The organism is Sphingomonas sp. HF-S4 (genome assembly GCF_032911445.1).
In the GTDB taxonomy this organism is placed as follows: Bacteria; Pseudomonadota; Alphaproteobacteria; order Sphingomonadales; family Sphingomonadaceae; genus Sphingomonas; species Sphingomonas agrestis.
The window spans coordinates 362,191-381,293 of record NZ_JAWJEJ010000002.1 but is presented as its reverse complement, the minus strand read 5'-3'; the positions used below and the strand labels follow the sequence as shown (position 1 = coordinate 381,293).

General features: G+C 67.2%; 18 protein-coding genes and 1 riboswitch. Of the genes, 11 read left to right on the top strand and 7 right to left on the bottom strand.

Features of this window, described 5'->3' with window-relative positions; genetic code table 11:
* Positions 1-5 precede the first annotated feature (5 nt).
* The 4 genes from RZN05_RS17835 (at position 6) to RZN05_RS17820 (ending at position 3,580) form a co-directional block, all read left to right on the top strand.
* Entirely contained in the window at positions 6-554 is a 549-nt protein-coding gene (locus RZN05_RS17835) for an LptA/OstA family protein (RefSeq protein ID WP_317228562.1), read from the top strand.
* A 156-nt stretch (positions 555-710) separates the two neighbouring features.
* The gene (gene lptB / locus RZN05_RS17830) at positions 711-1,490 is read left to right on the top strand and encodes an LPS export ABC transporter ATP-binding protein (protein WP_317228030.1); all 780 of its coding nucleotides are present in this window, start codon (positions 711-713) and stop codon (positions 1,488-1,490) included.
* Positions 1,491-1,603: 113 nt separating this feature from the next.
* The gene (gene rpoN / locus RZN05_RS17825; RefSeq protein WP_317228029.1) at positions 1,604-3,112 is read left to right on the top strand and encodes an RNA polymerase factor sigma-54; all 1,509 of its coding nucleotides are present in this window, start codon (positions 1,604-1,606) and stop codon (positions 3,110-3,112) included.
* Between the two features lie 66 nt (positions 3,113-3,178).
* Entirely contained in the window at positions 3,179-3,580 is a 402-nt protein-coding gene (locus tag RZN05_RS17820; RefSeq protein WP_317228028.1) for a SpoIIAA family protein, read from the top strand.
* Between the two features lie 19 nt (positions 3,581-3,599).
* Here the strand turns inward: RZN05_RS17820 and RZN05_RS17815 are convergent, their stop codons facing one another.
* Together RZN05_RS17815 and RZN05_RS17810 are read right to left on the bottom strand one after the other, a co-directional pair.
* Positions 3,600-4,040, bottom strand: coding sequence for a hypothetical protein (locus tag RZN05_RS17815; protein ID WP_317228027.1), 441 nt, complete (start codon positions 4,038-4,040; stop codon positions 3,600-3,602).
* 68 nt (positions 4,041-4,108) lie between these two features.
* The gene (locus RZN05_RS17810; protein WP_317228026.1) at positions 4,109-5,107 is read right to left on the bottom strand and encodes a ligase-associated DNA damage response exonuclease; all 999 of its coding nucleotides are present in this window, start codon (positions 5,105-5,107) and stop codon (positions 4,109-4,111) included.
* A gap of 47 nt (positions 5,108-5,154) precedes the next feature.
* On the opposite strand from RZN05_RS17810, the gene RZN05_RS17805 reads away from it, so the two are divergent.
* Genes RZN05_RS17805 through RZN05_RS17795 form a run of 3 tightly spaced genes read left to right on the top strand, consistent with a single transcriptional unit; the run spans position 5,155 to position 10,083 of the window.
* Entirely contained in the window at positions 5,155-7,563 is a 2,409-nt protein-coding gene (locus RZN05_RS17805) for a ligase-associated DNA damage response DEXH box helicase (protein ID WP_317228025.1), read from the top strand.
* A 41-nt stretch (positions 7,564-7,604) separates the two neighbouring features.
* Positions 7,605-8,606 (top strand): retroviral-like aspartic protease family protein, encoded by a 1,002-nt coding sequence (locus RZN05_RS17800; protein WP_317228024.1) that lies wholly within the window; start codon positions 7,605-7,607, stop codon positions 8,604-8,606.
* Positions 8,607-8,649: 43 nt separating this feature from the next.
* Complete coding sequence (locus tag RZN05_RS17795) at positions 8,650-10,083, top strand: mannitol dehydrogenase family protein (RefSeq protein ID WP_317228023.1); 1,434 nt, start codon at positions 8,650-8,652, stop codon at positions 10,081-10,083.
* Positions 10,084-10,172: 89 nt separating this feature from the next.
* Here the strand turns inward: RZN05_RS17795 and RZN05_RS17790 are convergent, their stop codons facing one another.
* From RZN05_RS17790 to RZN05_RS17770, 5 genes are all read right to left on the bottom strand, one after another.
* Complete coding sequence (locus RZN05_RS17790) at positions 10,173-11,267, bottom strand: ATP phosphoribosyltransferase regulatory subunit (protein WP_317228022.1); 1,095 nt, start codon at positions 11,265-11,267, stop codon at positions 10,173-10,175.
* Positions 11,268-11,382: 115 nt separating this feature from the next.
* A complete protein-coding gene (serA, locus tag RZN05_RS17785) occupies positions 11,383-12,960 on the bottom strand; it encodes a phosphoglycerate dehydrogenase (protein ID WP_317228021.1) in 1,578 nt (525 codons plus the stop codon).
* A gap of 144 nt (positions 12,961-13,104) precedes the next feature.
* A complete protein-coding gene (locus tag RZN05_RS17780) occupies positions 13,105-14,262 on the bottom strand; it encodes a phosphoserine transaminase (RefSeq protein ID WP_317228020.1) in 1,158 nt (385 codons plus the stop codon).
* Positions 14,263-14,451: 189 nt separating this feature from the next.
* On the bottom strand, positions 14,452-14,949 hold the full coding sequence (locus RZN05_RS17775) for a Dps family protein (protein WP_317228019.1): 498 nt from the start codon (positions 14,947-14,949) through the stop codon (positions 14,452-14,454).
* Positions 14,950-15,053: 104 nt separating this feature from the next.
* Positions 15,054-15,620: a TMEM165/GDT1 family protein gene (locus RZN05_RS17770; protein WP_317228018.1), complete on the bottom strand. Its 567-nt coding sequence runs from the start codon at positions 15,618-15,620 to the stop codon at positions 15,054-15,056.
* 65 nt (positions 15,621-15,685) lie between these two features.
* Here RZN05_RS17770 and RZN05_RS17765 point away from each other — a divergent pair, with 65 nt between their 5' ends.
* From RZN05_RS17765 to thiC, 4 genes are all read left to right on the top strand, one after another.
* A complete protein-coding gene (locus tag RZN05_RS17765) occupies positions 15,686-16,261 on the top strand; it encodes a DUF2059 domain-containing protein (protein WP_317228017.1) in 576 nt (191 codons plus the stop codon).
* A 118-nt stretch (positions 16,262-16,379) separates the two neighbouring features.
* Positions 16,380-16,547 carry a 50S ribosomal protein L33 gene (gene rpmG, locus RZN05_RS17760; RefSeq protein WP_025560997.1) on the top strand — a complete coding sequence of 56 codons (168 nt, stop codon included), beginning with the start codon at positions 16,380-16,382 and terminating at the stop codon, positions 16,545-16,547.
* A gap of 100 nt (positions 16,548-16,647) precedes the next feature.
* On the top strand, positions 16,648-16,938 hold the full coding sequence (locus tag RZN05_RS17755; RefSeq protein ID WP_317228016.1) for a hypothetical protein: 291 nt from the start codon (positions 16,648-16,650) through the stop codon (positions 16,936-16,938).
* 88 nt (positions 16,939-17,026) lie between these two features.
* Positions 17,027-17,117: riboswitch (TPP riboswitch) on the top strand.
* A gap of 46 nt (positions 17,118-17,163) precedes the next feature.
* Positions 17,164-19,059, top strand: a complete 1,896-nt coding sequence (gene thiC / locus RZN05_RS17750) for a phosphomethylpyrimidine synthase ThiC (RefSeq protein WP_317228015.1) — start codon at positions 17,164-17,166, stop codon at positions 19,057-19,059.
* Positions 19,060-19,103: the final 44 nt, after the last annotated feature.

The window sequence follows — 19,103 nt, the reverse complement described above, 5'->3', positions numbered from 1 at the left end:
TGATGATGCGCTATGTCCCGACCGGCCTCGGGCTGATGCTGATGCTGGCTTCCGCGCCGGCGGTCGCACAGACGCGCCACAATACCGACGCGCCGATCGATGTCGCCTCCGACCGGATCGAGCTGCAGGACCGCGCCAACCGCGCGATCCTGAGCGGCAACGTCAGGATCACCCAGGCCGAGATGACGCTCACCGCGGCGCGGGTGACGGTGAGCTATACCGGCCAGGTCAGCGAAGGCTCGCCGCAGGTCTCGCGGCTCGACGCTGCCGGCGGCGTCACGGTCAACCGGCCCCAGCAGAGCGCGCGCGCGCAATATGCAGTGTACGACCTCAATCGCCGCGTCATCACGATGGTCGGCGGGGTGAGCCTGCGCCAGGCGGGCAACACCGTCTCGGGCGGGCGGCTGTCGATCGATCTGGATACCGGCCGCGCGACGATCGACGGCTCAGGGGTCCGCGGCGGGACCAGTGCAACGCCGGGCCAGCCGGGGACGCAGAGCCAGGGCGGTCGCGTCACCGGTCGCTTCTCGGTGCCCAAGCGTAGCGGGCAATGATGCGCTGAGCGCTCGCGCCGGCCCGCTATGAAGGTGCCAATAAGCGCCCTTTTCCGCCGCACTGCCGCAGTTTCGCTTTTCATTGCGGGCTTTCTCCTGCACGAATCCTGCCAACCGCCTATATGCGGTGCGAGTTAGTCCGCGCAGGAAGCACGAATGAACGACATCGCCGAGATTCTCGAGCAGCCGGTCGCCGATCCGGCACCGCTCCCCGACAAGGGGCTGGCGGTCGTCTCGATCGCCAAATCCTATGACAAGCGCGTGGTGCTCACCGACGTGTCGGTCTCGGTCGGCCGCGGCGAGGTGATCGGGCTGCTCGGGCCCAACGGTGCGGGCAAGACGACCTGCTTCTATTCGGTGATGGGGCTGGTGAAGCCCGATTCGGGCCGCATCATGCTCGACGGCGAGGACATTACCCGGCTGCCGATGTACCGCCGCGCGATCCTGGGGCTCGGCTATCTGCCGCAGGAGACTTCGATCTTCCGCGGGATGACCGTCGAACAGAACATCCTCGCAGTGCTCGAGCTCGCCGAGCCCGACAAGGCGGCGCGCCAGGCACGGCTCGACCAGCTGCTCGACGAGTTCGGGCTGACCCGGCTGCGCACCTCGCCGGCGATGGCGCTGTCGGGCGGCGAGCGGCGCCGCGCCGAGATCGCCCGCGCGCTCGCGGCCGATCCGACGATCATCCTGCTCGACGAGCCGTTCGCGGGGATCGACCCGATCTCGATCTCGGACATTCGCGATCTGGTGATCCAGCTCAAGTCGCGCGGGATCGGCGTGCTGATCACCGACCACAATGTCCGCGAGACGCTCGACATCGTCGATCGCGGCTACATTATCTATGATGGCCGCGTGCTGTTCGCCGGCTCGCCCGAGGATCTCGTCCGCGACGAGAATGTCCGGCGGCTGTACCTGGGCGAGAGCTTCGAGCTCTGAGCGATGCGCACGTTCCTCTCTCCGTTCGTTTCGAGCGAAGTCGAGAAACGGGGCTTGCCGCTCCGTAGCCGTTTCTCGACTTCGCTCGAAACGAACGGTGGGGAGCGCTAGCCATGTCGCTCGCCCCGCGCCTCGACCTGCGCCAGTCGCAATCGCTGGTGATGACGCCGCAGCTCCAGCAGGCGATCAAGCTGCTGGCGCTGTCGAACCTCGAGATCGAGACCTTCATCGCCGAGGAACTCGACAAGAACCCGCTGCTCGAATCGCAGGGCGGCGGCGATGACGCGCCCGAACCCTCCGCGCCCGAACCCGATTTCGAGCCCGTGCGTGACGGCCCCGCCGATGCCGGCGAGCTGATCGCCGGCGGCGGCGAGGCCGCGGGCGAGGCCGCGCTCGACGTCGATTTCACCGCCGAGACCTTCCACCACGACAGCCCGTCGGATTCGATCGGCGGGCTCGACGGTAGCCTGGGTCTGGGCGGCACCGGCGGCGGCGGTTCGGAAGACGGGCCCGATTTCGACAATTTCGGATCGTCCGCGCTGAGCCTCGCCGACCATCTGATGGCGCAGGCCGGGGCAAGCGTCGATGGCGCCGACCTGTTCATCGCCGCGCATTTGATCGACCAGATCGACGAGACCGGATACCTGACCGCTACGCTGCTCGACGTCGCCAGCCGACTCAATGTGCCGCTCGCGCGGGTCGAGGCGGTGCTGGGCACGATCCACACCTTCGATCCCACCGGGGTCGGCGCGCGCAACCTCGCCGAGTGCCTCGCGCTGCAGGCGAAGGAAGCCGATCGCTACGATCCGTGCATGGCGCGGCTGATCGACAATCTCGAGCTGGTCGCGCGCGGCGATCTCGCGCGGTTGAAGCGCATCTGCAACGTCGACGACGAGGATCTCGCGGACATGATCCGCGAGCTGCGCAATTACGATCCCAAGCCGGGCTGCCGCTACGGCGGCGAGCCGACCCTGGCCGTGACCCCCGACATCTTCGTCGCGCGGCGCGGGAGTGGCTGGGCGGTCGAGATCAATTCGGCGACCTTGCCCAAGCTGCTGGTCAACCGCGCTTATTATGCCGAGGTCTCGGCGGGCCCGCAGGACAAAGCGAGCAAGGCATGGATGTCCGACATGCTCGCCAGCGCGAACTGGCTGGTCAAGGCGCTCGACCAGCGCCAGCGCACGATCATCAAGGTCGCGACCGAGATCGTGAAGCAGCAGGAGGCGTTCTTCCTGAAGGGGGTCGCGCACTTGAAGCCGATGACGCTGCGCCAGGTCGCCGACGTGATCGAGATGCACGAATCGACGGTGAGCCGGGTCACCAGCAATAAATATCTGAGCTGCGCGCGCGGGCTGTTCGAGCTGAAATACTTCTTCACTTCGGCGATCCAGTCGTCCGAGGGCGGCGACGCGGTCTCGGCCGAAGCGGTCAAGAGCGCGATCCGCGGCCTGATCCAGGCCGAGGATCCCAAGAAGATCCTGTCCGACGACACGCTGGTCGAGCTGCTCAACGCCAAGGGCTTCGACATCGCCCGGCGCACGGTCGCCAAATATCGCGAGGCGATGGGGATCGGCAGCTCGGTCCAGCGCCGCCGGCAAAAGGCACTCGAAGGCGTGGGCTGAGCAGTCGTTGCCGCAAAGAAACGAGCGACTCAGAATTCGGCAACTCATTTTCTCTATAAAGAGACTATGAGCGCGACTTTCTCCATCCACGCCGAACCCGATCGCGACCTCGTTCGGATCACCATGAGTGGGCTGTTCACCCCGCAGGACATCGCTGATTTCTATAAGGCGCGCGAGACCGCGCATGCCCGGCTCACCTGCGGGCCGAACCAGCATCTGACGATCACCGACCTGCGCGAGATGAAAATCCAGCCGCAGGAAAGCGTCGCGGGATTCCAGCAATTGCTCGGCGCGCCGCAATATCACTCGCGCCGGCTGGCCTTCGTCATCGGCCGCACCCTGGCACGCAGCCAGCTGCAGCGTGCGCTCACCGGCCGCCCCGACACGCGCTGCTTCGATTCCGTCGAAGAGGCGGAGGCCTGGCTGTTCGAAAGCGCCGCAACCGGGACGTTACGCGCTACGGGCTGACCGGCAAGCCGATCGCGAGTCAGTTCTTCGGCTTGGTGCTGCCGGCCACGATCGCATCGAACTTGGCCTTGGGCATGTTGATCAGCAGCCCCTTGTTGTTCTTGGCCAGCGAGGCGAATTCCACTTCGATCTTGCCGCCCGGGCTGGCGATCACTGCGAACGCCATGCCGACGCGCTCGATGGTGCCAATCACGACACCCCTGGAATCCCGCACTTCGCGACCCTGGGTGACATCCTCCGGCGTTACGGGGACCGGACGTGCCGAGCGAGTCGGGCCTGCGACCGGCTTGGAGATATCGTGGCTGAGCCGGTTGAAGTCGGTGACTCGCTCGTCGGGCCCCCGAAACTCGGGCGCAGCGGGTTGGGGTGAGGGGGCAGACGGCGGCGGAGCGGTTTGCGCCAGCGCCGCGCCGGCCAATGTCAGCGCGGCAGCCACTGCCGCAACCTTAAGTATTTGCATCCAACCTCTCCCCTTTTCCGCGATGGTATCGCTAACAAGGGCGTTCGGCAACAATGCTCGGCAACAATTCAGTCGTCCTCGTCTTCGAACCCGGCAAGTTCCAATGCGCGGGCCTTGATCTGGTGCAGTCGGCACCAATGGACCAACGCATCCTCGCGGCCGTGCGTCACCCACACTTCACGCGGGGCGATCTCGCGGATCGTGGCAGTCAGCTCGTCCCAATCGGCATGGTCGGAGAGGATCAGCGGCAGCTCGACATTGCGTTGGCGCGCGCGCTGGCGGACGCGCATCCAGCCCGATGCCATCGCGGTGATCGGATCGGGCAGCCGGCGCGACCAGCGATCGTTGAGCGCGCCGGGCGGAGCGAGGATGATCCGGCCCTGAAGCTCGGCCTTTGCCACGCCGGTGGCGGGGCGCAGCTCGCCCAGATCCACGCCTTGCTCGGCATAGAGGTCGCATAGCCGCTGGAGCGCGCCATGAATGTAGATCGGATCGTCGAACCCCATCACGCGCAATTCCTTGATCACGCGTTGCGCCTTGCCGAGCGCATAGGCGCCGACCAGCACGCAGCGCGTCGGGTTGGCGCGCTGCGCGGCGAGCAGCTTGTCGATCTCGTCATGCGTTTCGGGGTGGCGGAACACCGGTAGCCCGAACGTCGCTTCGGTGACGAAGATGTCGCACGGCACCGGCTCGAAGCGTGCGCAGGTCGGGTCTTCGCGGCGCTTGTAGTCGCCCGAGACGACGATGCGCTCGCCGGCATGATCGAGCACGATCTGCGCTGAGCCGAGAACATGCCCGGCGGGAACGAAGCCCACCTCCACGTCGCCCATCCGCAGCGATTCGCCATAAGCGACGGGATTGCCGTTCTGCGGCCCGTAGCGCGCGGCCATGATCGCCAGCGTCTCGGGTGTCGCCCAGACCTGGGCATGCCCACCGCGGGCGTGGTCGGCATGCCCATGCGTGATGAGCGCGCGCGGCACCGGCTGCGAGGGATCGACCCACGCATCGGCGGCGGGGATGTAGATGCCAGTGGGGTGCGGTTCGATCCAGTCGCCGAGCTTGGCCATCGTGACTATATGGTTTGGATGCCCACCGGTTCCCATACGCGCAAGAAGTGACGGATCTTCCCCACCCCCTCACCGACTGGTTCGCGTCGCGCGGCTGGGCGCCGCGGCGGCACCAGCTCGATATGCTCGCGGCCGGGCGCCGGGGCGAACATGCGCTGCTGGTTGCCTCGACCGGCGCGGGCAAGACGCTCGCCGGGTTCCTGCCGACGCTCGCCGAGCTGATCGAAGCGCCGGGCCAGGGGCTGCACACGCTCTATATCTCGCCCTTGAAGGCGCTCGCGGTCGACGTGCAGCGCAACCTGCTCACCCCGATCGAAGAGATGGGGGTATCGATCCGCGTCGAGACCCGCACCGGCGACACCCCGCACGAGAAGAAGGTCCGCCAGCGCGCGCGGCCGCCCGAGATCCTGCTCACCACCCCCGAATCGCTGAGCCTGCTCCTTTCCTATGAGGACAGCCTGACGATGTTCGCGGGGCTGAAGACCGTGATCATCGACGAAGTCCACGCCTTCGCCACCGGCAAGCGCGGCGACCTGCTCGCGCTGGCGATGGCGCGGCTCCAGCGGCTGGCCCCGGAAATGCGTCGCGTCGCGCTGTCGGCGACGGTCGCCGATGCCGACGGCTATCGCGCCTGGCTCGCGCCCGATGGCGATATCGACGCAGTGACTTTAGTGCAGGGCGAGAAGGGCGCCGACCCCGACATCGCGATCCTGCTGCCCGAGGGCCGGGTGCCCTGGGCGGGGCATTCGGGGGTGTACGCGATCCCCCAGGTGATGGCCGAGATCGAGACGCACCGCACGACGATCGTGTTCTGCAACACCCGCGGGCTGGCCGAGCTCGTCTTCCAGAATTTGTGGAAGGTAAACGAGCTCAAGCTGCCGATCGCGGTGCATCATGGCAGCCTGAGCCTGGAGGCGCGGCGCAAGGCCGAGCTGGCGATGGCGGATGGCAAGCTGCGTGCGCTGGTCGCGACCGCGAGCCTCGATCTCGGGGTCGATTGGGGCGATGTCGATTGCGTGATCCAGATGGGCGCGCCCAAGGGCTCGTCGCGGCTGCTCCAGCGGATCGGGCGCGCCAACCACCGGCTCGATGAGTCCAGCGAGGCGGTGCTCGTGCCGGGCAACCGCTTCGAATATCTCGAAGCCCGCGCGGCGCTCGACGCGGTCGAGCAAGGCGAGCTTGACCCCGATGTCTTCCGCCCCGGCGCGCTCGACGTGCTCGCGCAGCATGTCATGGCCTGTGCCTGCGCCGCGCCGTTTGATGCCACGGAAATGCTGCAGGAAGTGCGTGCAGCATTGCCATATTCGGCGCTCGAGCAGGACGTGTTCGATCGCGTCCTGCACTTCATCGCCGATGGCGGCTATTCGCTCCGCGCCTACGACAAGTTCAAGCGGCTGACCAAAAGCGCGGACGGGCTGTGGCGGGTGACCAAGCCCGCCTTCGTCGCCCAGCACCGCCTCAATGCCGGGATCATCGTAGAGGCGCCGATGCTCGACGTGCGCTTCAAAAACGGCCGGCGCCTCGGCAAGGTCGAGGAATATTTCGGCTCGACCTTGGCGCCGGGCGACACCTTCTTCTTCGCCGGGCTCAGCCTCGAGGTCGAACGGATCGAGCAGACCGACCTGATCGTCCGCGCGAGCAGCAAGCAGGCGCGCTACGTCTCCTACATGGGCGCGCGGCTGGCGATCACCTCGACGCTGGCCGATCGGGTGCGCGCGTTCCTCGCCGATCGCGGCCAATGGGCGCGCTTTCCCGACGATGTCCGCGAATGGCTCGAAGTGCAGGCGCGGCGCTCGGCGCTGCCTTCGCCAACGCAGTTGCTCGTCGAGACCTTCCCGCACGAGGGCAAGCACCACATGGTCGCCTACAGCTTCGAAGGCTGGAACGCGCACCAGTCGCTCGGCATGCTGATCACGCGGCGGATGGAGGCGATGGGATTGAAGCCGCTCGGCTTCGTCGCAAACGATTACGCGCTGGCGGTATATGGGCTCGAGAAGATCACCGATCCGGCCGCGCTGTTTTCGCCCGATATCCTCGAGCACGAGTTCGTCGATTGGGTACAGCAATCGGCGCTGCTCAAGCGGGCGTTCCGCGAAGTCGCGATCATCGGCGGGCTGGTCGAGCGCCAGCATCCGGGCAAGAAGAAGAGCGGGCGGCAAGTCACCTTCTCGACCGACCTGATCTACGACGTGCTGCGCAAATACGAGCCCGATCACCTGCTGCTCAAGGCGGCCTGGGCCGATGCGCGCGCGCGGATGACCGATGTCGGGCGGCTCGCCCACCTGCTCGATACCGCGGCGGACACGATGCTGCACATCGACCTCGATCGCGTGAGCCCGATGGCGGTGCCGGTGCTGATCATGATCGGCCGCGAGCGCGTGCCCGAAGGCACTGCCGAGGACGCGCTGTTGATCGAGGCCGAAGGTATCGCGGCGGAGGCGATGCGGCTCGATTGAATTCGTTTGCTGCGCAATATGTGCAGGTATATCGTCACGCCATGTCTGGAGTCGTCTATCCGCTCCTGCTTCTGACCTTGCCGATCGAGGCCCCCGCCGGCGCGCCCGCAAATACCCCTCAGGATCCCGAGCTGATCAGCCCCGAGTCGGTCATGGAAACGACTTTGCTGATGCTCGGCGAAGTCGACCAGCGCCTGACGGTCCCCGTCGCGGTCAATGCCAAGGGACCGTACAACTTCATCATCGATACCGGCGCCGAGCGTACCGTGGTGTCGCGCGAGCTTGCGAACACGCTGCGGCTCAGTTCGGGCGCACCGGTGACGCTGCTGTCGATGACGGGCCGCAGCCAGGTCGATACCGTGCTGGTGCCAGACCTGATGATCAAGTCGATCGGCGTGCAGCATAGCGTGATCGCCCCCAAGCTCGAGGCGCGCAACCTCGGCGCGATCGGCCTGCTGGGGATCGACACGCTGCGCGACCACCAGGTTACGATCGATTTCGACAATGGCACGATGGAAGTCCGCCCCAGCCAGAAAAGTACCAAGCGCCGGCGCAACGCGCCGGACGAGATCGTCGTGACGGCCAAGAGCCAGTTCGGCCAGCTGATCGTCACCGACGCCTATTACGGCTCCACGCGCATCCAGGTCGTGCTCGACACGGGTAGTCAGGTGAGCATGGGCAACAGCGCGCTGCGCAAGCGCGTCGGCCGCAGTCGCAGGGCCCAGGCGATCGAATTGACCGACGTTACCGGCGAAAAGGCGACGGCCGGCTATACGACGGTGCCGAACATCAAGGTGGGCGATGTGATGTTCGGATCGATGCCGGTGGCGTTCGCCGACGTTGCGCCGTTCGAGCGGTTCGGGCTGACCAAGCGTCCGGCATTGCTGCTCGGCATGGATGCGCTGCGCAGCTTCCGCCGTGTCGATATCGACTTTCCCAACCGGCAGGTCCGCTTCCGCATGCCCAAGGGGAGCGAGCGGCGGCTGGGCTTTGGTACCGGATCGCTGCTCGGTGGCGGGTCTTCGCCCGGCAAATCCTACTAACCCGGATTGACTTGCTGCAGTAGTCGCTGCTTGGAAGATTGGCATGACCAATCTGTCCCGCACGTCGCTCGCCGCTTTGCCTGACACGATCGCGCGTCCGCGCCATGCTTCTGACGCCATCCGCACCGGCATCGTCCATTTCGGCCCCGGCGCGTTCCACCGCGCGCACCAGGCGGCCATTGTCGATCGCCTGCTCGATCATGATCCGCGCTGGGGGATCGCCGCAGTGTCGCTGCGCAGCGGCGGCACCACCGACGCGCTCAAGGCGCAGGACGGGCTCTACACGTTGGCGGTGATCGACCGCGAGCCTTCGATGCGCGTGATCGCGGCGCATTCGGACGCGATCGGGCCGGGCGAAGGCGTGCGGCTGCGGGCGCTGCTCGCCTCGCCCGACGTGCGGATCGCGACGAGTACGGTGACCGAGAAGGGCTATTGCCTCGCCGGCGACGGGAGCCTCGATTTCGCGCATCCCGATATCGCCCACGACCTGAAGCGCCCTGCCGAGCCGGCGAGCGTGATCGGGTGGATCGTCGCCGGACTGGGGGATCGCCGCGCCGCCGGGCTGCCCCCCTTCGCGATGCTGTGCTGCGACAACATGACCGGCAACGGCGCCAAGCTCCGCGCGGCATGCGTCGCGCTCGCCCGCGCGCAGGATGCCGGGCTCGCCGACTGGATCGCGGGCGAAGTGGCGTTCCCCGATTCGATGGTCGATTCGATCACCCCCGCGAGCGACGCGGCGTTCCTCGCCAAGGTCGCGACCGAACTCGGCGTCGAGGACAAGGCGGCGGTCCAGCGCGAGCGCTTTACTCAATGGGTGCTCCAGCGCTTCGACATGGCCGACGGGCCCGACCTCGCTTCGGCGGGGGTGACGCTGACCAGCGACGTCCGCGGCTATGAGCAGGCCAAGCTGCGCATCCTCAACGGCGCGCATTCGAGCCTTGCCTATATCGGCCTCGCACGCGGCCACGAGACGGTGTTCGACGCGATGTCCGACGCGGCGCTCGAAGGCTTCGTCACGCGGCTGGTCCATCAGGACATCGCCGCGTCGCTGGGCGCAGTCGAGGGGCTCGATATCGCGGCCTATGCCGATGCGGTGCTCGACCGTTTCCGCAATCCCGAGATCCGGCATCTGCTGGCACAGATCGCTTGGGACGGCTCGCAAAAGCTACCCTATCGCCTGCTCGATACGACGCGCGAGGCGCTCGATGCCGGGCGCAGCGTCGATCGGCTGGCGGTGCCGGTCGCGGCGTGGATCGCCTTCCTGCGGCGGAAAGCTGAGGCGGGCGAGAAGATCACCGATCCGCTGGCGGAGACGCTGGCGGCCGCAGCTACCAGCGGCGATCCGGTCACGGCCTTGCTGGCGGTGGAGCCGGTGTTCGGCGCGCGGCTTGCCGGCGACGAGCGCTTCCGTGGCGCCGTGCGCGAGGCGTTCCAGCATTTCGCTCATGGCGATGTCGCGCCGCTGCTCGGGCGCTAGCCATCCCTGAGCTCCGGCGAAGGCCGGAGCGTTGGCGGCATACGATATGCGCCGTCTCCAGGGCTCCGGCGTTCGCCGGAGCACGGGTGTCAGATTGCCTGCGGCCCCGCCTCGCCCAGCACATGCGTGCACAGCTGCGCCTCGGGCGTATCGTCCGCCTCGAGCGCGGCGACGGTGACCCAGCCCTCGCTCCGCAGGTTCGCGCCGACCTCCGCAGACGTGCCAAGCGGGAGGAACAGCCTTCGCCGCTCGCTCGTGCCGAGCCCGGCATTGAGGATCGGATCGGCGAACAGCGAGAAACCGACCGCGGGCTCCTCGCGACCGTCGCCGTGGAGGATCGTGTAGGTGCCGCCGCGGCCGATCTCGCCGCGAACGCCGCGCGCGAAGATCGAGAAGCCGAGCCAGCTCTGATATTCGAAGCCATGGCGCTCGGTCGGATCGAGCGTCAGCGTTGCCTGGCCGTTGACGCTCGCGGCGATCCGCGCAAGCCCATCGAGCCGGCTCGCCAGCGCATTGCCGGCGTCGATCGCGCGCAGCCGTTGCATCGCGCCGTCGAACGGCCCCGCCGCCTCGATCAGCGGCAGCCAGCGCGCGTCGATCGCCGCGACACCGCCGGCATCCTTGGCGTCGAGCCGGTCGCGCAGCGTGCCCAGAACCGCAGGATCGAGATCCGCGGCGAGCGTATCGACAAGGTCGGGCAAGGTGAAATCGATGCCGATCCCGGTAACGCCCGCGGCCTGGAGCGCCTCGATCGCGACGCGAACGATCTCGATCGCCGCCGCGACGGTATCGAGCCCGATCAGCTCGGCACCGATCTGGCGCATCGCGCGGTGCGGGTTGAGCTCGGACGCGCTGAGCTTGACCACCGCGCCGGCATAGGAAAGCCGCACCGGGCGCGGGTGATGCCCCATCCGGGTCGCGGCGATACGCCCGACCTGCGCGGTCAGGTCGGGCCGGATCGCCAGCGTGCGCTGCGACACGGGATCGACGAAGCGCACCGCGTCGCGCACCCCGCCGGCCTTGAGCCGCGAGGCGAGCTCGTCGGCGAATTCGGCAAGCGGCGGATCGACCTGCTCATAGCCATACGCCCGGGCCACCCCGAGCACGCGCGTCTCCAGCCCGGTCGCCGCATCGGCGGCGGGGGGGAGGCGATCGTGGAATCCTTCTGGGAGCAGGCCGGTCATAAGCGTGGAAGTCCTTTCGCCTGCCCCATATCCGTTCGGGCTGAGCCTGTCGAAGCCCCGTTCTTTTCTTCCGAAAGAAGGACGGCCCTTCGACAAGCTCAGGGCGAACGGTGGTTCAGAACTTGAGCGCCATCGCCGTCTTCACGCCGGGAAGTGCGCGGACGGTTGCGATAAGCTCAGGCGTGACTTCGTCATCGATCGAGAGCAGCAGCACCGCTTCGCCGCCGGTGTCGCGGCGGCCGAGGTGGAAGGTGCCGATGTTGACGCCCGCCTCACCCAAGGTGGTGCCGAGCCGGCCGATGAAGCCCGGGGCGTCCTCGTTGACGACATAAAGCATGTTGCCGACCAGATCGGCCTCGACCTTGATCCCGAACAGCTCGACCAGTCGCGGCTGCGTATTTGAGAACAAGGTGCCCGCGACCGAACGCTCGCCGTCCGCGGTCTTGACCGAGACGCGGAGCAAGGTGTGGTAGTCGCCTTCCTTCTCGTTGCGGACTTCGCGGACTTCCATGCCGCGCTCCTTGGCGAGGAACGGTGCGTTGACCATGTTGACCGTGTCCGAATGGACGCGGAGGAACCCGGCGAGCACCGCGCTGACGATCGGCTTCTGGTTGAGTTCGGCGGCGGCACCCTCGCTGTGGATCGAGACGCGGGCGATCTCGCCATGTGCGAGCTGGCCGATCAGGCTGCCGAGCTTTTCGGCAAGCGCCATGTACGGCTTGAGCCGGGGCGCTTCCTCGGCCGAGAGCGACGGCACGTTGAGCGCGTTGGTGACGCCGCCCGAGACGAGGAAGTCGGCCATCTGCTCGGCGACCTGGATCGCGACGTTGACCTGCGCCTCGTTGGTCGACGCGCCGAGATGCGGGGTCGAGATGAAGTTGGGCGTGTTGAACAATGGCGATTCCTTCGCCGGCTCCTGCACGAACACGTCGAGCGCCGCGCCGCCGATATGCCCCGAATCGAGCCCGGCCTTGAGCGCCGCCTCGTCGATCAGCCCACCGCGCGCGCAGTTGATGATGCGGACGCCCTTCTTGGTCTTGGCCAGGTTCTCGGCCGACAGGATGTTGCGCGTCTGGTCGGTCAGCGGCGTGTGCAGCGTGATGAAGTCGGCACGCAGCAGCAGGTCGTCGAGCGTCATCTTCTCGACGCCCATTTCGAGCGCGCGCTCGGGCGTGAGGAAGGGATCGTAGGCGATCACCTTCATCTTGAGGCCCAGCGCGCGATCGGCGACGATCGAGCCGATATTGCCCGCGCCGATCAGCCCGAGCGTCTTGCCGGTGACTTCGACGCCCATGAAGCGGTTCTTCTCCCACTTGCCGGCCTGGGTCGACTTGTCCGCCTCGGGCAGGTCGCGGGCGAGCGCGAACATCAGCGCGATCGCGTGCTCGGCGGTGGTGATCGAATTGCCGAACGGAGTGTTCATCACGACGACGCCCTTGGCCGAGGCCGAGGGGATGTCGACATTGTCGACGCCGATGCCTGCGCGGCCGACGACCTTGAGGTTGGTCGCCGCGTCGAGGATTTCCTTGGTCACCTTGGTCGAGCTGCGGATCGCGAGGCCGTCATACTGGCCGATCATCGCCTTCAATTCGTCGGGGGTCTTGCCGGTGATCTCATCGACCTCGACGCCGCGCTCGCGGAAGATCTGCGCGGCCTTGGGATCCATTTTGTCGCTGATAAGGACTTTGGGCATTGGGATTTCCTTCTTCGCTCCCTCTCCCCTCCGGGGAGAGGGCTGGGGAGAGGGGCAATGTGTCTTGATGCGGAAGCGGAAGGGAGCGACGCAGGCGTCCTGCCCCTCTCCCAACCCTCTTCCCGAAGGGGAGAGGGCCTTAGGTCAGCCGGCCTTGGCTTCGGAATAGGCCCAGTCGAGCCACGGCCCGAGCGCCTCGATATCGGCGGTCTCGACCGTTGCGCCGCACCAGATGCGCAAGCCCGCAGGGGCGTCGCGATAGCCGGCGACATCATACGCCGCGCCTTCCTTCTCGAGGAGCGAGGCGAACTTTTTGATGAACGCCTCGTCGGCGCCCTCGACGGTCAGGCACACGCTGGTGGTCGAGCGGATCGCTTCGTCCGCAGCAAGGTTGCCCAGCCAGTCGCGCTCGGCGACCAGCTTCTGGAGCGCCGCGGCATTGGCGTCCGAACGTGCGATCAGCCCCTTGGCGCCGCCGACCGACTTGCCCCATTCCAGCGCAAAGATCGCGTCCTCGACCGCAAGCATGCTCGGCGTGTTGATCGTCTCGCCCTTGAACACGCCCTCGGCGAGCTTGCCCTTGGCGATCAGGCGGAAGACCTTCGGCAGCGGCCAGGCCGGGGTGTAGTTTTCGAGCCGCTCAACCGCGCGCGGCCCGAGGATCAACACGCCGTGGCCGCCTTCGCCGCCCAGCACCTTCTGCCACGAGAAGGTCGCGACATCGATCTTGTCCCAGGGCAGGTCATACGCGAACACCGCGCTGGTCGCGTCGGCGAAGCTCAGGCCCTCGCGATCGTCGGCGATCCAGTCGCCATTGGGAACGCGCACGCCCGAAGTCGTCCCGTTCCAGGTGAAGAGAACGTCGTTCGACCAATCGACCTGGCCGAGATCGGGGAGCTGGCCGTAATCGGCGCGGATCACCGTCGGATCGAGCTTCAGCTGCTTGACCGCATCGGTGACCCAACCTTCACCGAAGCTCTCCCAGGCGAGCGTCGTCACGGGCTTGGCGCCCAGCATCGTCCACATCGCCATCTCGAACGCGCCGGTGTCGGAACCGGGGACGATGCCGATGCGGTGCGTATCGGGGAGGTTGAGCAGTTCGCGCATCAGGTCGATGGCATATTGCAGGCGGGTCTTGCCGATCTTCGAGCGATGCGAGCGGCCGAGCGATTCGCTGGCGAGCTTCGACGCATCCCAGCCCGGAGGCTTGGCGCAGGGACCGGAGGAAAAATAGGGGCGAGCCGGCAGGAAAGCGGGCTTGGCGGACGCACGGGTGGCGTCGGTAACGGCAGAATCACTCATGTCAGTCTCTCCTTACAGAGAGCACGCGCGGCGTTGGGACCGCGTGGCCCGCCGACGGCCCTAGCGGCGGCGGACGCAAAGTCAATCCAGAGCGGACCGCCGCCCCGGGGAGGCGCGCCATCGCCGCGATCGAATGAAAAAGGGCCGGGGGATCGCCCCGGCCCTTTGCTTTTCCTTACCCGAAACTGCTCAGCCCTTGCGGCTGGCCTCGAACAGGAACCAGGCGCGCTCCTCGGCCTGGTCGGTCCATTCGTCGACGATTCCCGAGGTGGCGTTGTCACCGGCATCCTCGGCCGCCTGCTTCACGGCGCGGAAGCTCTCGACCAGCTTGAGATTGTCGTCGCGCAGCTCGGCGAGCATGTCGCCCGGCGCGACGAAATCCTGGTCGTTGTCCTTGAGCGTCTGACGCCGCGCGATGTCGCCGATCGAGCGGAGCGTCACGTTGCCGGTTTTGCGGACGCGCTCGGCGATCGCGTCGGTGATGCCATAGATCTGCGCCGCCTGGTCGTCGAGCAGCAGGTGATAGTCGCGGAAATGCGGGCCCGAGACGTGCCAGTGGAAATTCTTGGTCTTGAAGTAGAGCGCGAAACAATCGGCGAGCGCACTGTTGAGCGCCTCGGCGACGCTCTTGGTGTCGTTGCGATTGAGGTCGGTGGGGGTCGCCAGCGCCGCCTTGGTGTCTGCCATTCTCTGCCTCCGAAAAACGATACGTGAGCCCAACGAAGCCGATATAGGGTTGGTGCCGCGCGCTGCCACCGGCTAATTTCGATGACGGCGATCAGCCCGCTCGATCAGCCGGTCAGCCGCAACGCGCCGAGCCCGATGACGATCCCCGCGACCAGGAAGATCGCGGCGGCGCCGAGCCGCAGCGCGCGCAACGGCACGCGCGCCCACCCCGCCTCGCCGAGCATCGCCGCCGCGACCGCCACCGCGAGCGCGCCCAGCGTCGCCCCCGCCGCGGCGAACCAGGCCTCGCCCGATGCCGCCAGCGCAAACGCGAAGAACTGCGTCTGCTCGCCCAGCGCGAGCACGAACACCGCCAGCAAGGGTGTGCCGAACGATCCGAAGCGCCAGCGTTCGTATCGGTTCGCCGGCGCCGGCCGCCACAATCCGGTCACTCCACCCGCGACCAGCGCGACCGCGAGCAGCAGCGATTGCGCCTCGGGCGTCAGCAACGGCGCGACCGCGGCCCCGCCCAAAGCCGCGAGCACGCTGCCCATACCGTGCGCCAGCCCTGCCGCGAGCGCCACCGTCAGCCGTCGCTCGAACCGGTCGGCCAGCACCGCGGTCAGCAGCGCCGGCCGGTCGCCGAGCTGGGCGAGCGCCGCGAGCAGAAAGGCGGGGACGAGTACCTCCATGCCTGTCATATCGTCACATTCCGCCGGCACGGGCAATGCGCGCGCCACCGCCAAAGAGGATCCAGATGCTTCGATTCGCCGCCGCCGCCCTTCTCGCCGCCCTGCCGGTCGCGCCGGCCTGCGCCCAGGCCGTGGCCCCCGCGGTCGCCGCGCCCGATCCGGCCCGCCTCGCCGCGGCGCAGGCGCTGCTTGCCCGCTTCCTCCCGCCCGAGCGCCGCGACGCGATGGTCGATCAGATGATCCGCCCGATGATCGAAAATATGCGCGGCGCCATGACCAGCGACGCAAGCTTCGCGGCGCTGCGCTCCGAGGATGCCGCATTCGGCGAGGCATTCGACCAGTTCATCCATGGCGAGCTCGAGCATTCGCTCGCCGCGACCAAGGCGGCGATGCCCGCGCTGATCGACGCGATGGCGCGTGCCTACGCGCGGCGCTTCACGCTCGAGCAGCTCGCCGCAATCACGGCCTTCTTCGAGACCCCGGCCGGACGCGCCTTTGCCGAGCAGTCGCCGACCATCCTCTCCGATCCCGACATCCTCGCGGTCCAGCGCAAGATGATGACCGAAGCCATGGCCGGCATGCAGAAGCGCATCGAGGCCTTTGCCGCCAAGGCGGCCGCGCAGTCCAAGAAGCCCGACTAGCTCCACGCCGCCCAAGCTTCTTGACTTTTGCGCGGGACTCGCGCATCCGCCGCGGCCTGACAGCGGTGCGCCCGTGCGCGCCGCTATTTCTTTTCGAACGATTCAAGGGTTTCGGGTCATGGCCAAGCCGACCACTGTCAAGATCAAGCTCGTCAGCACGGCGGATACCGGTTTCTTCTACGTCACCAAGAAGAACCCCCGCACCCAGACCGAGAAGTTCTCCTTCCGCAAGTACGATCCCGTCGTGCGCAAGCATGTCGAGTTCAAGGAAGCCAAGATCAAGTAAGCCGAGGGCCACCCCGGCCCTCCCTCCGGAACCTCGCGGGGTTTCGGCGATTGGTGCGCGAGTCCGGCGCCTGCCGGCCGCGAACCACAAGGGGAACTCCATGAAGATTCTGCTCAAGGCGACCGTCGCTGCCGCCGGCCTGCTCGCGCTCGCCGCATGCGGCAAGAATGCCGACGACCAGGCCGCTTCGAACATCGAGGCGATGGCCGAGAATCAGGCCGACGCGCTCGAGAACCAGGCCGATGCCGCCCAGGCCGCCGGCAACGACCAGCTCCACGACGCGCTCGAAGCCGAGGCCGACAATGTCGAGGACCGCGGCGAGGCGATGGCCGACAAGGCCGATGACGATGACGACGCCCGAGTCGAGCAGCAGGCCAAGAACACGCTCTGATCCCGCCGGCAAGGCAGAGGGCGCCCGCCGAAAGGCCGGCGCCCTTTTTCGTTTCCCCTCGCGCCCGCATCGGCCTAAGACCCCTCCATCCCCGGGGGAGCGCTGTTCCGCGCTTGAGAGGAGGGCCGCAGCCCTCGACCCGCTGAACCTGATCCGGTTGACACCGGCGTAGGGAGGGAGGCGGTCACCCCCAATCCGTCTCTCCCCGCTTGAGGAGAAGACACGATGGCCGACATCCCCGCCCGCACCGAAATCGGCGTCACCACCGGACCGATTCGCGGCTCGAAGAAGATCCATGTCGGCCCGCTCGGCGTCGCGATGCGCGAGATCCACCTCGAGCCCGGCAGCGGCGAGGCCCCGGTCCGCGTCTACGACACTTCGGGCCCCTATACCGATCCCAACGCCCGCATCGACATCAAGGCCGGCCTCCCCGCGCTCCGCCGCGACTGGATCCTCGGCCGCGGCGATGTAGAACCCGTCGCCGCCCGCGAAGTCCGCCCCGAGGATAACGGCCAGCTCGGTCCCGATCGCAGCGGCGGCGTCGAGCCCTTCCCCAACGTGGTCAAGCGCCCGCTCCGCGCCAGGCCCGGCGCGAACGTCAGCCAGATGCACTATGCCCGCCGCGGCATCATCACCCCGGAGATGGAATATGTCGCCACCCGCGAGAATCTAGGCCGCGAGCGCCTCGCGCACTACCTCCGCGACGGCGAGAGCTTCGGCGCCGCGATCCCCGACTACGTAACCCCCGAATTCGTCCGCGACGAGATCGCGCGCGGCCGCGCGATCATCCCCAACAACATCAACCACCCCGAAAGCGAGCCGATGGCGATCGGCCGCAACTTCCTGGTCAAGATCAACGCCAATATCGGCAACAGCGCCGTCGCCTCGAACGTCGCCGCCGAAGTCGACAAGATGGTCTGGTCGATCCGCTGGGGCGCGGACACGGTGATGGACCTCTCCACCGGCCGCAACATCCACGACACCCGCGAGTGGATCCTCCGCAACTCGCCCGTCCCGATCGGCACCGTGCCCATCTACCAGGCGCTCGAAAAGGTCGGCGGCGTCGCCGAGGACCTCACCTGGGAGATCTTCCGCGACACGCTGATCGAGCAGGCCGAGCAGGGCGTCGACTATTTCACCATCCACGCCGGCGTCCGCCTTGGCTACATCCCGATGGCCGCCAAGCGCGTCACCGGCATCGTCAGCCGCGGCGGCAGCATCATGGCCAAATGGTGCCTCGCGCATCATCGCGAATCGTTCCTCTACGAGCGCTTCGACGAGATCACCGAGATCATGAAGGCCTATGACATCGCCTACAGCCTCGGCGACGGCCTGCGCCCCGGCAGCATCGCCGATGCAAACGACGAAGCCCAGTTCAGCGAGCTCTACACGCTCGGCGAGCTCACCCACCGCGCCTGGAAGCAGGACGTCCAGGTGATGATCGAAGGCCCCGGCCATGTGCCGATGCACAAGATCAAGGAGAATATGGACAAGCAGCTCGAGGTCTGCGGCGAGGCCCCCTTCTACACGCTCGGGCCGCTCACCACCGACATCGCCCCGGGCTATGACCATATCACCAGCGGCATCGGCGCCGCGATGATCGGCTGGTACGGCACCGCGATGCTCTGCTACGTCACCCCCAAGGAGCATCTCGGCCTCCCCGATCGCGACGACGTCAAGGTCGGCGTGGTGACCTACAAGCTCGCCGCCCACGCCGCCGATCTCGCCAAGGGCCACCCCGCCGCGCAGGTCCGCGACAATGCGCTGTCCAAGGCGCGCTTCGAGTTCCGCTGGCGCGACCAGTTCAACCTGTCGCTCGATCCCGACACCGCCGAGGACTATCACGACCAGACCCTACCGGCCGAAGGCGCCAAGACCGCGCATTTCTGCTCGATGTGCGGCCCGAAATTCTGCTCGATGCAGATCAGCCAGGAAGTTCGGGAATTTGCCACCAAGCAGAACCAGAGCGTCGAGGGCTTCATCGCCACCGGCCCGACGGGCGCGGAGACCGCGGCGGCAAGCAAGGCCGCGGCGCTCAAGGGGATGGAAGAGATGAGCCGGGTGTTCAAGGAAACCGGCAGCGAGCTCTACATGGGCGCCGGTGGACGCGAGCACGACTGAGCCCTGAATCCTCCCCGAGCTTGCCTCGGGGAGGGGGACCATTC

Bases quoted from the DNA above. Each gene is read 5' to 3' on its own strand.
- RZN05_RS17835 (WP_317228562.1), top strand. From the start codon at position 6: ATGCGCTATGTCCCGACCGGCCTCGGGCTGATGCTGATGCTGGCTTCC.
- lptB (WP_317228030.1), top strand. From the start codon at position 711: ATGAACGACATCGCCGAGATTCTCGAGCAGCCGGTCGCCGATCCGGCA.
- rpoN (WP_317228029.1), top strand. From the start codon at position 1,604: ATGTCGCTCGCCCCGCGCCTCGACCTGCGCCAGTCGCAATCGCTGGTG.
- RZN05_RS17820 (WP_317228028.1), top strand. From the start codon at position 3,179: ATGAGCGCGACTTTCTCCATCCACGCCGAACCCGATCGCGACCTCGTT.
- RZN05_RS17815 (WP_317228027.1), bottom strand. From the start codon at position 4,040: ATGCAAATACTTAAGGTTGCGGCAGTGGCTGCCGCGCTGACATTGGCC.
- RZN05_RS17810 (WP_317228026.1), bottom strand. From the start codon at position 5,107: ATGGCCAAGCTCGGCGACTGGATCGAACCGCACCCCACTGGCATCTAC.
- RZN05_RS17800 (WP_317228024.1), top strand. From the start codon at position 7,605: ATGTCTGGAGTCGTCTATCCGCTCCTGCTTCTGACCTTGCCGATCGAG.
- RZN05_RS17795 (WP_317228023.1), top strand. From the start codon at position 8,650: ATGACCAATCTGTCCCGCACGTCGCTCGCCGCTTTGCCTGACACGATC.
- RZN05_RS17790 (WP_317228022.1), bottom strand. From the start codon at position 11,267: ATGACCGGCCTGCTCCCAGAAGGATTCCACGATCGCCTCCCCCCCGCC.
- serA (WP_317228021.1), bottom strand. From the start codon at position 12,960: ATGCCCAAAGTCCTTATCAGCGACAAAATGGATCCCAAGGCCGCGCAG.
- RZN05_RS17780 (WP_317228020.1), bottom strand. From the start codon at position 14,262: ATGAGTGATTCTGCCGTTACCGACGCCACCCGTGCGTCCGCCAAGCCC.
- RZN05_RS17775 (WP_317228019.1), bottom strand. From the start codon at position 14,949: ATGGCAGACACCAAGGCGGCGCTGGCGACCCCCACCGACCTCAATCGC.
- RZN05_RS17770 (WP_317228018.1), bottom strand. From the start codon at position 15,620: ATGGAGGTACTCGTCCCCGCCTTTCTGCTCGCGGCGCTCGCCCAGCTC.
- RZN05_RS17765 (WP_317228017.1), top strand. From the start codon at position 15,686: ATGCTTCGATTCGCCGCCGCCGCCCTTCTCGCCGCCCTGCCGGTCGCG.
- rpmG (WP_025560997.1), top strand. From the start codon at position 16,380: ATGGCCAAGCCGACCACTGTCAAGATCAAGCTCGTCAGCACGGCGGAT.
- RZN05_RS17755 (WP_317228016.1), top strand. From the start codon at position 16,648: ATGAAGATTCTGCTCAAGGCGACCGTCGCTGCCGCCGGCCTGCTCGCG.
- thiC (WP_317228015.1), top strand. From the start codon at position 17,164: ATGGCCGACATCCCCGCCCGCACCGAAATCGGCGTCACCACCGGACCG.